We start from the raw sequence: 13,762 nt of genomic DNA on the forward strand, positions 1-13,762 counted from the left end.
AGTAATTTGATAAAATAATCGCTTTAGGAAATGAAAAAAGTAATTGTAATCACCTTATTCTTGCTGCTCACCCAGGTTGTGCTGCGGGCAAGTGAATGTTATCATTATCATACAAAGACAACCTATAAAATTGTTCTGGTAAAAGGTAGCCCTTTTTTAGAGATTACTGTTATGGATCCTAATGGTATGAGTATGGCGCATCAACGGTATATATCCATGTTACAGGTAGGCAAGGATGTGAAAATGATCAATCGAAATGGAGATAATATGCTCCTGATGGATGATAGTGCCTACTATTTACTTGCGGCCGAATTCTCTGATGTTAATCAAGTAACGCCAGTAAAAATTGCAGCTAGAAAAGATGTGCAGGCTACATTTGACGCAGATCTACTTTATATACATGGAAAATGGTTTTCTTTCTCCTTTGATCCATACGCAAAAAAAATAACCAAGACAGCAACCAGGTTGTTTCCCGACAAACCTATTGTACTCGCTCAATTCCAAAATCGTAGATATCTGCTCAAGGACGACAAGCATGTCTATTGCTATGAAGGTAGACAATTAACGGCTGAAATAATTGAGGGACTGAACCCTGCGACCATACAATGCCTCAAACTAGAAAATAATGAGGATAAATATTTGCTTACGGATGGGAATACGGCCTACATTTATGATGTCAGTATTTTTGATCAAATGGATATTACCGAATCACTTCTGAGTCTTGATCTGAAACGGCCATTTACAATTAAAGAGGTGGCCCGAAACTGGCTGAATTCGTTTGTTGATTTTAATGACGGAAATATCTGGTGCTATATTTCGGCGGGACTGGATCTACAGGATGGTACAACTGCCTACTTGTATCCAGTAAAAGCACAATGGTTGAATAAACAACATGAGCTTATCAACAAGGAAGGCAAGATATATTATAATGGCTGGGATCTGATCAATGATCAGCCACCAATGAACCTGAAAGCTGTTGCACAGCCAAGGTCATTGGAGATCACTGCATCTGGATTATATTTTGATGGCACAGCTTTTTATAAGGACCAAGATGGAGCGGGAACATTAGAGCCTGTGACATGGCTCAGTAAAGATAGCAAGTTTGTCAATGGAGTCTATTCTTATCAAAAAGGAATTCCCAATTTCTTTGATGATGGTAGGCAATTGGTATTTGACGATAATACCTTGACCAAGAAAAGAACAATAACACATCAGTCCACTTTAAAAGATCTGAAACTAGCTTACGCTTATGACGATAAATTGCTGATAGAAAATAAAGAGATCCCCAACAGCGCAGATCGGGAAAGCATGGAATTGCTTGGTTCTACTGTGGATGTTATTGAAGGTTGCGATGGGGGTAGAGGACAGATACCCGTGGTGATTGAATACAACTATTTTTTTCGCGATAAAAATCATATCTATGGTTACCACTCCGGTGACCGGACGTTGACACTGATTAAGGCTATTGCACCTCATACTATAGAAAAAGATAATTACGAGCAGTTGAGGGAATTGCAGAAAAAAATGAAAAATTGATGCGCTGGCAATCTTATTCTTTACTTTGAAATGCCGCTATTGCTAAATTGGCTTGAGATAGGTTGACGTTTTTAGGTTGTTCAATTGTATTCGCTTAAAAAATTGGACGTTATTTATTCGAAGTCTATTTTTATTAAAAATTGCAAAATAAGAGAAATAAAAGGGCCTCACAATTTGAAGTATACTCTAGAAGCTTTTTTGCCCTGAGGATAAACGGGATATAGTGGCAATGAAGTTGTCAAATGACAGCATTAGGCGATTCAGGTAAGAAAAGGGGAAACAGGTTTCTTGGGAATGTTTGATGGTGACGTTTGGTTGGGAGAGGGGACTGGTGGTGACCAAGTTAAGGCCAAGTTATTACCAAGTTCGACCTGTAAGCATATTGAATGCACAGTGAGTCCACCTTGAGTCCACCTTTTAAGGTGCTTTTACTGTACCTGCATGTTTTTTACAAGTCGGGAGGGGGGCGAGCTTGTGGCGAACTTGTCCATAAGTTATTTACAACGAAGTCCCTTGAAAATTGCAATATTTATAATTGTCATTTTACTCGAATTTGAAATTTGCTAAAAATAAATAAGATGCTTTACATCAGTTGTTTACCGTCGTATATTTAGGTATGGGAATAAATGATAATGGATTTATCAGGGGTCTGGTTGGCCCGCTGGTGAATAGAAAAGTTGGCAATAAAAACTACCTGCAAAGCAGGCCATATCGCGTCAAACAGACGGATGATACCAAATGGGCAGGTAAAGATTTTGGGAAAGTAAGTCGCGCAGGTGCAATGATCCGGATGTGTTTTGGGGAAGTCCACCAGGATCTCCATGATGGACAGATGGGCAATCGGTTAAATAGGCAGGTCTATCGCGCGATAAAGACAAATCTTGATTGCGAAAAGGGCAGCCGGACGCTGAGTAACTGCGTATTGGATCGGTTGGTAAATTTTCAGTTCAATGAAAACTGTTATATGCAGGATTATCTTTTTATCGATCCGGTAATCTCCCTGAACAAGAAGAATGAGCTTAAAATATCATTTCCGGAGTTTGATATAAAAAGAGCGCTGGTCCTTCCTGAAAAATGCAATGCGGTAGTATTTAAATTTTTTGCAGTCTCATTTGACTTCGACGAGTTTGAGCCTACAGAGATAAAAGATATTGAGTGGGAATACGATGTTAAACAGGATGGGATACCAGCAAAGACCTTGACTATCAAATGTAGCGATTTTGTAGGTAGCTCCATATTTGTTGGATTTACCATACTGTATCTGGAAAAAAGTAGCCGCCGGTCGAATGTGCTCAACGAAATAGATTTTAATCCAGCTTCGATTCTAGCCGCTTTTCAGCTACACTAAGGATATGGGAAATCTGGATCAAGATAGAACATTTGATTGAGAAGTAATCAAAATTGGGTGATTCTAGTGTTTGTTAATTATATTGTCAAGGTTATCAACGATCGACAAAAATCTGAAAAAATACGACTGAAAGATTTAAACAAGGAATAGAGGGTTATGAAAATAAATTTACTTATTAAAGGCGGCATTTTAGTTATCCTAGCCTCATGTCAATCTCCAAAAAAGTGTGAAGATCCGATATGTTTAAAAACCATAATAAAAAAAACATCAAATAATTACCTTGTTAGATTGGAATTCAAATCTAAAATAGACACTGTATTAAAATTAGATGAAAGAATGTTTGCTATAGGTTGCCCCGATTATTGGGAAGATCCGACTGTATTTTATAAAACGAAGAATCCAGATGCGTTAAAACATAGCCAAATTATTGTTGAAAATACAGATGATCAATTTAGATTACTATCATCTCAGTTTATACCAGAAGGGGAAAGCATTGCCTCTGTCCTCCCTAACTGTGCTTTTCTGGAAGAGTTTGAATTAATGTTAAAAAAAGATAAAGTAGTTGTTTATGAATTTGCTGCTGGAAAAGATCAAAATAAATTAAGGGTTTCGACCTCAGATCGAAAAGTTAAGTTACACTTATACCTGAAAAATTACGGACACGGAATTATTATAAGTTCAAATAACTGGATTGATCTAAATAGTTACATTTCTGAGTAAATAAATCATCTCTCGTTCGTTGACTCTCCTTGAAAAGGTCCTAGCAGAGGCCTCCTAGCTGAGTTTAGAATAATCCTATCATTTTATTAAAAATAATGAAGAAAACTAATAATTGGCCACTCTTACTTATCTTGGTTTTATTACCTATTGCAATCATCTATTCAAGGTTAGTTACTCCCTCAATGGTATTAGGAAAATATTATTTTAAATATCATGAATGTGGTGCTATCGGAGAAATTCCTGATAGGGATGATATACTCACTTTGCTTGATGATAATAAATATAGAAGTTCTTTTTGGGGGAATGGAGAGTATCGTATTGAATATGGTGTTTTTAGAACACTATTAGTTTTGAGTTATTCAGGAGGTACTGCTTCGTCTGAACTAGAAATAAAAAAAACAGGAAATAATATAATGATTGTTTTAGATGATACTTGTGATTTTTTTTATGAAAAGACTGATTAATTGTATTTAGAAAGATAGGTTGTGGAATTGCAATAATGAAATTGCGACAGTTATAAAACCTTAATTTAATTTTTTTGTATTCCCATTAAGAGTATATCATAATCGAATTTTATGATATGGAGCTGTATAAGGAGGAAGGACGATGGATCTTTGTCTTTAATACAACTCACTGCGACATTACCATCAAAAGCAATTTTGTTTGTTGGGGCTGTGGAGAGGAAGGTTATTTTATCTTAGATAGAAGTTGATTTGTTTAGATTTAGAAAGATGAAGAAAATTGAATTTTTAGAAAATCCGATGGGTTATTTCAATGACATTGAATACGTTGCATATCTCCAAAAAGTAAAAGATAAAAATGATCTGTTTAGACAGTTGAGCGATATTCTTGCATTTCCAGATTATTTTGGGGATAACTGGAACGCTTTATTTGACTGTTTAAGAGATTTTAGCTGGATTAGTAAGCGAGGAGTTGTATTAGTACAATCAGAAATTCCTATACTTTCGGAGGAAGAGTTAATGACTTATTTTGAAATAATATTTTCTGCAGCTAAAGACTGGACAGATACTGATGATCATTATTTTAAAGTAATTTTTTCCAAAGAAGATGAACCGAAAATTATGAAATTTATTACCGATTCGAAATGATAAAAAAGATAGGAGTTCTTAAAATAAGGAGATTACTGTGGATCCCATAAATTATCTGGATATTCAGTGTTATGCCTACAACGAGAAAACTGCAATTTGGATAGACCTAAAAAAGATATTTATGATTTCTATCACACCCCAAATATAAGAGGATTGTGTTATTTTGAACAATAAGTTCATTATGCCGGATGCCGCTGAACTTATGGTGTATCTAAAGAAATAACGGCAAAATGAGGTAACACAATAGAAGCAGTCTCCCAATTGTACTAAAGAACAATTTCGGAGACTGCTACTTATTTAAAACTAAATAGATACGCTGCAGGACTTTGCTGCGAAGAAAAATACCGCAAGCCATACAAGTCCCTTTGCCAGGAAGAAGAGGAATGCCCCCATGCCGGCACGCTTCAACCATTTTGATTTATTGTCTTTTTGCTCCATCTGAAGGATTAAACAATATCACGCCTTTTTAGTTTGCACTTGTGATCGGAGTGAATACGTCCCCAAAGTTATAAAAAGTTTGGTTCGCAATTTCCACTGCACGATCATAAGTTGCAGGATCTTCAGCATATTTATTTAATACAGCCGTAAAGCCAGCCCACATTTCGCGGCTATTTTCACCATAACCTTCGAAGAAAGAGGTTCCCTTGTTGACACCATATTTGTTCAGCATCTGTACAATATACGGGCCACCCATGATAGAACCTTCCAGCACATATAAAGATGCTAACGCTTCCAACACATTGTTAATAGCAGGTGCTGTTGCTTCAGGCAAGCTATCGACGTTGCCACCTAGCGTCTCAATATCATTTTTGATATAAGACGAGTTGCGGCGTTCGGCAAGATCTGGTAATACTTCAGCCGTAACGAAAGGAGCGATGTTATCTTCTACAGCACGGAAATAAGCATAGAACCCTTTTAATACCTCAGCATAATCTGCTTCAGAACGAATATTTTTCAATTGACGCACGATCGTTCCTTCTACGTTTTGGTGAGCAGCGTGCGTATGCTCTTTGATATGTTGACTTAACATGTTCTTATTTTTATTTATAACGATTCTATACAAAGATTCGTATTTATTTCCAAATATTTATGCTGTTTTCTGATTTATCATCTATGAAAAACGACAGGATTTTATTCTACGATTTTGATCGGATAATTATAATAGGGAGTGGCTTGTGTAATAAAACGATCAAGACGGACCCGTATGCTAATACCATTGTTTAAATCTGAAGAAATGCCTATTGGAGCATCTTCGGGTATCTGCACTTTAATGGATTTTAAATCATCTGAAATACCGACAAAGTTCAAAGATAAACTGTTGGGGAAAGCACCTTCGGTGTAATTTAAATTTACAACTCTAATATCTGACGTTTTGTTCAAATGTCTTGCAGGAAGATTTATAATTTCACCTCTTTTGACCTGCCATTCTTTTGCATGGTTAAAATAGACATAAGGAAGTGACTGATCGGCTGCAACGCTTACGAACTTTTTACTGCTTTTAACAGGAATACCAAATTTGTTCATCACCTGTGCGTAATAATCACCTGAAGGAATCCCCGAGCCATCTTGCTGATCCACATAGAAAATAATAAGTCCGTTTTCAACTTTATTCAGCATAAGTTTATAGGCTTTATTTTGATCGTTGACGAGGTACAGACTATCACTTCCATCCAGCGCAAGATTATTCATTGGGATACTGAAATTGCTTTGACCCACGATAGCAGTAATCTGCGTTTCTTCGTCTCGAAAGGAAGGTAATAGTGACCCATTTGACAATTTTATCGTATAGGTCTTTATGGTGCCATCCTGGGCTTTTACCTGATATTGCAGTCCATCTTTGAGTGCGATTGCCGTTCCTGAGGCAGGGCTTATGCTTGCATTTTTTGAAATATTAATAATCGGAGCAACAGTCTCCGGAATAGGCCATTCGGTTGATCCGGGCCAAGAGACATAAATGTTTTCACCATCCACAGCTGCTACAATGGTATCTTTGCCTGCGTTGTAAGGGATTTTAAAAGAAGTGATTTCTGTGTAAGGCGTTAGCGCAGTTTCGTACTCTTTTTTACAAGCGGAGAATAGTGTGATTCCTACTGCTAACAATAGGGTAGGAATGCGATATAATGTGGTTGTTTTTTTCATATTTGGGGTAAATTTCTATCGCCGGGGAGTGTTTCCGTCAATACCTGAAAGCGAATGCGGTCATGATCTCGCTTTTGAAAACAATGATTAGTTGTTGTAAATAATTCGGATAGGATTTTTTAAGGTTTCCTCGCGGCTGTAGTAACGCAGTTTGACATAATAATCGCCTGCTGCCGGCACTTTGTTGTATTTTAATGAACTGCCGCTGCCTGTGACGCGCCCTTTAATATCATTTAGAACAAGATGCATATAGGATTTTTCGATCGAGGGGGGAGTGCCTGTCACAGCTATATTAAATGGATACTCTTTCCCGTCTTTATCCACTAAGCTAGCACGAACTAGTTCCAGATCACTCTCATAAGTCGCGATATAGGGGTAACTAGCGAAGTTATTGTAAATGTAAATATCATTTGAGGTATACCAGTACGATTGGTCATATACAACTGGTTCATTTGAGTTCGAACTAACCTCCTGCAAATTGAGCGATGGTTGATCACTTTTGACGATCAGCGTATAGGTGGCTGTACTGCCATCTGTAGCGGTAACAGGGTATTGAATGGTACGGCCTTTGGAAAAATAATCGACCATATTGGTGATCAGTGTATCCGAACCTTGTTTTAGGGTTGCGCCTGTGGCAACTTTTATTTCAGGCTCCAGGCTGGACATATAGAGTCCTTCGGGCAGCGTAACCGTAATGGTCTTGGCGTCATTGTCAATAGCGCCAATGACTTCTTTGCTGGTATTGACAATCTTGAAACTACTGATCCGGGCCATGCTCTCCGGTTCATAGGGTTGAATTTCTGTTTTGGTACAAGAACTTAAATACAAGCTGCTCAATAAAAGGCCTGTAGCGATCTTAAATTTTTGGGTGGTTAATAACTGATTTTTCATTTTAGTCTGGAAAGTAACCGGTACCAGCAAGGCTGGCACCGGATTTAAAATTTACAATTCTTATTAAAAAATAAGGGTATTAAGGCTTATTATAGTTTCTTATAATCGAAACTCATAAACGGAAAGTTTGTTGCGGCGTAGCTCGCATTTGGAGTTTCGTCCTTGTAAACACTATTTAAACGCAATTTCCATTGATCGCCGGTTGTCTTGTTTTCTAAAATATACGTTCTCGGCCCATAGCTGCTCATAATATGATTGCTAATGTTATAGATGTACCAGCCAGTACTGCTCGGGTTGCCTGTTCCATTTGTACTATTGGAAGCTGCTGTACCGTTTGCAATTAATGTTCCTGTAGTACTTGAAGAAACAGATTCAAAAGCTGTATTTACATAATACAAGTTATACTTCGTCGTATTTACGGTCAAACTCGCATTTGCTGTACCACTAAATTGAAAATCATAGCTAGTGGATGTACCACCATCATTGGTAATCAAGTTGTAGTAATAGGTGCTGGCTGGGTTTTTCCATTGCGTTGTGTCCACCAAATCTGGCACTGTACCTTGGTGGAAATTGCGTGCACCATAGGTGCCTGTAGCGATCGTTTTTAAATATCCTTTTGTACCGGTTGCGGTAAAGTTTACCGTACCGCCAATTGTCGTCGAAGGAGTAACAGCACGTTTGCTGAGTGATTGCTCTTCAATACTAGGAGCAAGTGAATTGTCTTTACTACATGATGCGGTCATGCCAATCGCGGCAATACCTAAGGCAATTGATAAAGTTCTGAATTTGATTTTCATTTCTTTTTCGTAATTTTGCCACTTCTACAGTGGGCTAGTTAATAAATATATGTTAATTAGTCAATTTGATACCGGATGTACCTCGACCGTATATCCGGTTTTTTTTGAATAAGAATTGTACTATTTAGGGTTTTATCTCAAATGTTTTGCTGCCTTTTGGTACGATAACGTAATCAAAAGAGATAAATACATGGGGGGAGTCTTTAAGCCATTGCTCGGGTTTATAGAGACCTTTATACATTGAAATCGGTCTAATTTTCGCATAATTGCCTTTTGCCGTACGAACAATTAACGTTCGTGGTTTAATTACTTTTCCATTCAGTAATGTTAGTCCATTTCCAAGCGCATAAGCAACATGTTCGTTCTGAACAGCGTGCTCCCGAACCAGACGACCATAAAAGTCATACAATAACCAGCCAACTCCATTTCCTTCATCACCATTCTGATCCATTCCGATCGCATCGCCGATTACCTTGAATTCAGTGTCAGCCGGTACTTCTGTTACTTCATCAAATGCTTTTTCAACGATTAGGATACCACCAGTTGCGTTATTGCCGTAACCAAAATTCGTGTTGTTCGTCCCGTTATTTCCAGACACGTGGCTGTTGAAGATATTGCTGAATGCAATGTCCCAGTTCCGCGTTTGACGATTTGTTTCCGCGATACCTTTATTGGTTTCCAAGCTATAATAAACTGTAGGGGCAGCATTTTGGCCATCGTTTTTATCTGTAGCAGCGAAATCGCGTACGGTAATCAATTTATTGTAAAGCCCGGTATTGCTCTCTTCTTCTTTCGGCGGCTCGACAACAGGTTCGGTTACTGGATCCGATTTGCTGCAAGCAGTATTGATTGCCAGACCAATGCAGAGTAATGCAATATATTTTGTTCTGGTAAGCTGTCTTGATATGTTCATGTGTTGTATTCTATGTTTATTTAAAATCATTCTAAATAATGGTAAAGGTAAAGAGTTTAGCTTATTACTTGTGTATGAAAAATGATATTTTATATATTAATTTTGGTTTTGATCGATTCGCGATAAAATGATAGGCAATAATCTATTGCCTATCATTTTATTTGAACTCTTGGTAGTCAATAGAATAGAAGAAATAATTGTTTGGCGCCACCTCGCGATTCATCGTTTCATTTTCATAGACACTATTCATTCGTATTTTGAAAAATGGTTTGTTATCTTTTAATACAATAATTGTTCGGTTAGCGACTGCCAATACTTGATGATTTGGTGCTCCAGTATAATTAGCCCAACCAATTACGTTTGGTGCGTAGGTTGATTGAAGTCCTAATAAATTATTTTTAGCGGCAGTGAACTCATCGGTGGCTTTAACTTCATCAAATGCTTTATCAATGTAAGATAAAGTATATCCTTTGCTATTATTTGTGACAAAATCAACATTTGAACCTTTTGCATTAATAGAAACTACAAAGTCGGCTTTAGAAATACCGTCATTCTCTTTAAAATCAAAATAAAATGTTTCAGCTGCAGTAGTAGTAGCTTTACCATCCTCACCAATAGTAAATTGTCTAAAATTGCGCAATGAATAAATCTTTCCGGTACGTTTGATAGTTCCTTGCGTATTGATGGTCTTGGAAACTTTTTTCAAATCAACAGTCTCACCATCTTTCACCATTACCTTAGCTTGGTATTCCTGTTCTACCTGTTCAACTTTATCATCATCCTTGCTACAGGAAGTAAAACCTAGACTCAATGCACATAAAAGTGCCGCTGTTGTAAATAATTTGTTCATCTTTAATTTAATTGTGTAATTTTTCCTTATTTATAATGTGTTTGTATTTAAATCTTTACTGCCATCTTCCTGTACATAATATTTAAAGGTGTAATAGGGAGCTGGCCAGTTCATATTGGTCACTGCCGATGGATTTCCTTTATAGGCATTGATCAATTGTAACTTGGCATATTTACCATCGGGAAGTCGGATAACATAGGTGCGATTGGGCAGCGCTTGCATAATATGGGTACTTAGACTATACTGAAACCAGCCTAGGGACTCCGAGTTGGATGCCCAACCAATTTTGCCCGTTCCGTTCTTATTAAATTCTTCGTCCGAAGGTGCAACAGTCAGGCTTTGGTATGATTGCTTTAATAGCATGACAGCCGTATTGTTGGCTTCTCCCTGATAACCTGGATTGAACTCATCAACAGCATTGTTAACAAAGACTTCAGAATTGTAGGGGCCCGTAAAGGCAATATCCCAGTCTTTTGTTTTCAGCCATTGTGCGGAGTCGGCCTTTGTCTTGATCCAGATTTGCTTTTTGTCCTTAAATCGGAAAAGAAACATGTTGAAGGGTCGTTTTTCTTTACCCTCGGCACCGTCACCCATGGCGGCATCGGTGTCACCGGCCAGATCTTTGATGACCACACTCTTGCCATCTTCTAGTCCAATCGTATAGTCTTTGTCCTTCCCGCAGGAAAGGAGCATAAGTGCCAGAAAACCTGAAAAAATACAACGTCCAATCTTATGAAATGAAAGCCAGATGCTGCATTCCGCTATAATGATGTTAATTGTTCTCATTGTTTTATCTACTATTTTGTGTACTTCTCTTTAGCTTTAATCTCCAATCTCCAATCTCCAATCTCCAATCTCCAATCTCCAATCTCCAATCTCCAATCTCCAATCTCCAATCTCCAATCTCTAATCCTTCATCCATCGATAACTGACTCCACCCATAATCACTCTACCGGGCTGACCCAATAGGTAGCGGCTGGTAAAATTGAACAGGTTGTCGCCGATCAGACGAAAGGTTAACCTCCGGTTCATCAGGCTTTTTTCGATCGTCATGTTCAGGAGTGTATGATAGGGGATAAAGATGTCATACTTGTCAATAAATTGATTTCCATTATTCTCCTGAAAAGGGGTGTTGCCTCGGAAATTGACACGGGCATTGACATTGACGCCCCAGGGTTTGTATTCATATTGTGCTTTGAAATTGACCATATGGCGCGAGCGATCCTCAATGCCCCAATAGTCCGATTTTTTGCTCTGTCGATAGAGGTCGCTTGCAGCATCATTGATCTGATTATAAGGGTAGTTGCCCGCTGCGATACTATCCAATACACTAAGATCTTTTGCGATGAGGTATTGATAGCCCATGGATAATTGCAGATCCCTGGTAGCTTGATAACTCATTGAAACTTCAAAACCCTTATTCATCACTTTCGGTAAATTACGGTAACTATAGATCTGCGCGATACTTGTACCATTACCTACACTGACCGTATTGATCTGATTGTTGATACGGTGATAGAAAAGAGAAAAATCTGCCTGAAATTTGGTTGAAGGATTCCAGGTAAGCCCAATATTGTTGGAGAGGCTAGTTTCGGCCTTTAAGTTACCTGCGACTAAATTCAGCATATAGCTGTTCTTGTAACTCAATTCACCCGCTTGGTCCATGGCAGCAACCACATCGGCTACCCGTTCGGTGCCTACAACTAAATAATTGGCGGCAGGATTGAAAAATACCTGATAACGCATCTTATAGTCTGGCGCTTTGAACCCAGCGCCAACACCTCCTTTGACCAATAATGTTGGACTGATATGATACTGTAAACCTAAACTTGGACTCAGATGCCCGTTATAAACATTGGTCTGGTCATAACGTAGGCCTAGTGTCGTCAGGATGCGGTCTACCGGTTTCCACTCCGTTTGGAGATAGACAAACGCACTGTTCAACGAGCGTTTGGCATCCAGGTCCTGATTATCCATTTGCTCTAAACTGCCGCCAATTCCACTCGTAAACTTGACCTGTTGGATTGGACTGTAGGCGAACTGCTGCTCAATGCGGTGTACATTTTGACCAAACTCTTCAGCGCTGGCCAAAACCCCTTGTTGCAACCATTGTGCCGCGATCTGGGAATGGAACCTGGAAAAATAATAACGTGTCATGCTGCGTAGTCCTGATTCGAAATTATGGTCATAGCTGGCTGACAGATTGATATCTTGATCTTTTTGCTTGTCCTGCAGGGCGCGGTCTTCAGACCAGGCATTGATCATTTCAGATTCGCGGGCAGCAAACCGGCCCGTCATTCCCACTGTACCATTTTTGCTCGTGCGGTAGCGTACCCGCCCCTGAAAACTGTAGTTGGTATAAGGCGGGAATGTTGTACTTTTTGAGTTGAGGTATTGTTTGTCCGTATTGAATCCATCTGTACGGTAGTAATTTCCGGAAACAACGGCGCTACCCCGTTGATTGGAAAATGGTGTTTCGCCTTCCAATGTTGCGTCAACTGTGTTTAAGCTGCCATAGAGGAGGGAAGCATGTACTTGTGGGGTTATGGCGCCATGACGGGTAATAATATTGATAGCGCCACCAAGTGCATCACTGCCGTAGAGACAGGAGGATGCACCCTTGATAATCTCGATACGCTCAATGTTGGTCACCGAAATACGGGAAAGATCAAAATTGCCACTATTACGGCCAAGCATGGGTTGTCCATCTACCAATACCATGACATAGTTGCTGCTAAAGCCTTGAATTTGAACGCCAACAGCTCTAGAACCACCGGCAATATCATTGACGATAGCAATACCAGTCTGCTCTTTCAGGACTTCGTCTAACCTACGGCTTCCCATAAGCTCAATCTCTCTTTTTGTGATGACCTTGACCGGCATAGCAGCGTTTTCGGCTTTGATAAGATTATCAACGGCCTCCAATTTACGGTTTACTTCAACCTCGCCGATTTGACGACTATCTGCCTGTACCGTAAGGGTCAGTTCCTGGTTTTTATCCGTCAAGTTTACAAATTGACGCAGCTCCTTATAGCCTAACGCTTGTGCGACAAGTTCATAACGGCCAGCATAAAGTTTATTGAATTGAAATTTTCCAGCGGTATCTGTTTTGAAAGCATATTTATCCGGATATAGGTAGACAGTTGCATTGGCTACCGCTTTGTTGGACTCATTTTTTAAGGTTCCGGATAGCTTCCATTTTTCCTGCGCTTGCACAGCTAAGATCTGGCAGGAACACAGGGCGATTACTGTACCTATTCGAATAGAAGAGAGGCTTTTAGACACTATTTTTATTTTTAATCATTCTAAATAATGTTACAAAAAAAGGTAATACTATTGGATTTTTCTATATGCAAATTGTCATAAATTCTATTTAATCCGATTTTTGTTATTCATAATGAGCTTAGTTTTGTGTGCTACTTTGTTGTAAGATAGTGTGATAGCTTGTTTATTCTGCTG

Annotated in this window: 13 protein-coding genes; 5 read left to right on the forward strand and 8 right to left on the reverse strand. The window is 38.8% G+C overall.

The window, feature by feature from the left end:
• The first annotated feature begins 30 nt into the window (after positions 1–30).
• The 5 genes from M2408_RS10385 (at position 31) to M2408_RS10405 (ending at position 4,713) form a co-directional block, all read left to right on the forward strand.
• On the forward strand, positions 31–1,536 hold the full coding sequence (locus M2408_RS10385; RefSeq protein ID WP_259181499.1) for a hypothetical protein: 1,506 nt from the start codon (positions 31–33) through the stop codon (positions 1,534–1,536).
• A gap of 616 nt (positions 1,537–2,152) precedes the next feature.
• On the forward strand, positions 2,153–2,884 hold the full coding sequence (locus M2408_RS10390; RefSeq protein ID WP_259181500.1) for a hypothetical protein: 732 nt from the start codon (positions 2,153–2,155) through the stop codon (positions 2,882–2,884).
• A gap of 156 nt (positions 2,885–3,040) precedes the next feature.
• Positions 3,041–3,604 carry a hypothetical protein gene (locus M2408_RS10395; protein WP_259181502.1) on the forward strand — a complete coding sequence of 188 codons (564 nt, stop codon included), beginning with the start codon at positions 3,041–3,043 and terminating at the stop codon, positions 3,602–3,604.
• Positions 3,605–3,699: 95 nt separating this feature from the next.
• Positions 3,700–4,068, forward strand: a complete 369-nt coding sequence (locus M2408_RS10400; RefSeq protein ID WP_259181503.1) for a hypothetical protein — start codon at positions 3,700–3,702, stop codon at positions 4,066–4,068.
• Positions 4,069–4,335: 267 nt separating this feature from the next.
• Positions 4,336–4,713, forward strand: coding sequence for a barstar family protein (locus M2408_RS10405; protein WP_259181505.1), 378 nt, complete (start codon positions 4,336–4,338; stop codon positions 4,711–4,713).
• Between the two features lie 466 nt (positions 4,714–5,179).
• Here M2408_RS10405 and M2408_RS10410 read toward each other — a convergent pair whose 3' ends face one another.
• From M2408_RS10410 to M2408_RS10445, 8 genes are all read right to left on the reverse strand, one after another.
• Positions 5,180–5,743, reverse strand: coding sequence for a biliverdin-producing heme oxygenase (locus tag M2408_RS10410; protein WP_259181507.1), 564 nt, complete (start codon positions 5,741–5,743; stop codon positions 5,180–5,182).
• Between the two features lie 101 nt (positions 5,744–5,844).
• Positions 5,845–6,852: a hypothetical protein gene (locus M2408_RS10415; RefSeq protein WP_259181509.1), complete on the reverse strand. Its 1,008-nt coding sequence runs from the start codon at positions 6,850–6,852 to the stop codon at positions 5,845–5,847.
• A gap of 87 nt (positions 6,853–6,939) precedes the next feature.
• The gene (locus M2408_RS10420) at positions 6,940–7,743 is read right to left on the reverse strand and encodes a DUF5018 domain-containing protein (RefSeq protein WP_259181510.1); all 804 of its coding nucleotides are present in this window, start codon (positions 7,741–7,743) and stop codon (positions 6,940–6,942) included.
• An 89-nt stretch (positions 7,744–7,832) separates the two neighbouring features.
• Positions 7,833–8,540: a hypothetical protein gene (locus M2408_RS10425; protein WP_120257335.1), complete on the reverse strand. Its 708-nt coding sequence runs from the start codon at positions 8,538–8,540 to the stop codon at positions 7,833–7,835.
• 124 nt (positions 8,541–8,664) lie between these two features.
• On the reverse strand, positions 8,665–9,453 hold the full coding sequence (locus M2408_RS10430) for an HmuY family protein (protein WP_259181511.1): 789 nt from the start codon (positions 9,451–9,453) through the stop codon (positions 8,665–8,667).
• 157 nt (positions 9,454–9,610) lie between these two features.
• Positions 9,611–10,303 (reverse strand): hypothetical protein, encoded by a 693-nt coding sequence (locus M2408_RS10435; RefSeq protein WP_259181512.1) that lies wholly within the window; start codon positions 10,301–10,303, stop codon positions 9,611–9,613.
• Between the two features lie 30 nt (positions 10,304–10,333).
• The gene (locus M2408_RS10440; RefSeq protein ID WP_259181513.1) at positions 10,334–11,089 is read right to left on the reverse strand and encodes an HmuY family protein; all 756 of its coding nucleotides are present in this window, start codon (positions 11,087–11,089) and stop codon (positions 10,334–10,336) included.
• Positions 11,090–11,209: 120 nt separating this feature from the next.
• Positions 11,210–13,588: a TonB-dependent receptor gene (locus M2408_RS10445; protein WP_259181514.1), complete on the reverse strand. Its 2,379-nt coding sequence runs from the start codon at positions 13,586–13,588 to the stop codon at positions 11,210–11,212.
• Positions 13,589–13,762 lie beyond the last annotated feature (174 nt).

The sequence above is a fragment of the Sphingobacterium sp. BIGb0165 genome (genome assembly GCF_024810095.1).
GTDB lineage: Bacteria > Bacteroidota > Bacteroidia > Sphingobacteriales > Sphingobacteriaceae > Sphingobacterium > Sphingobacterium detergens.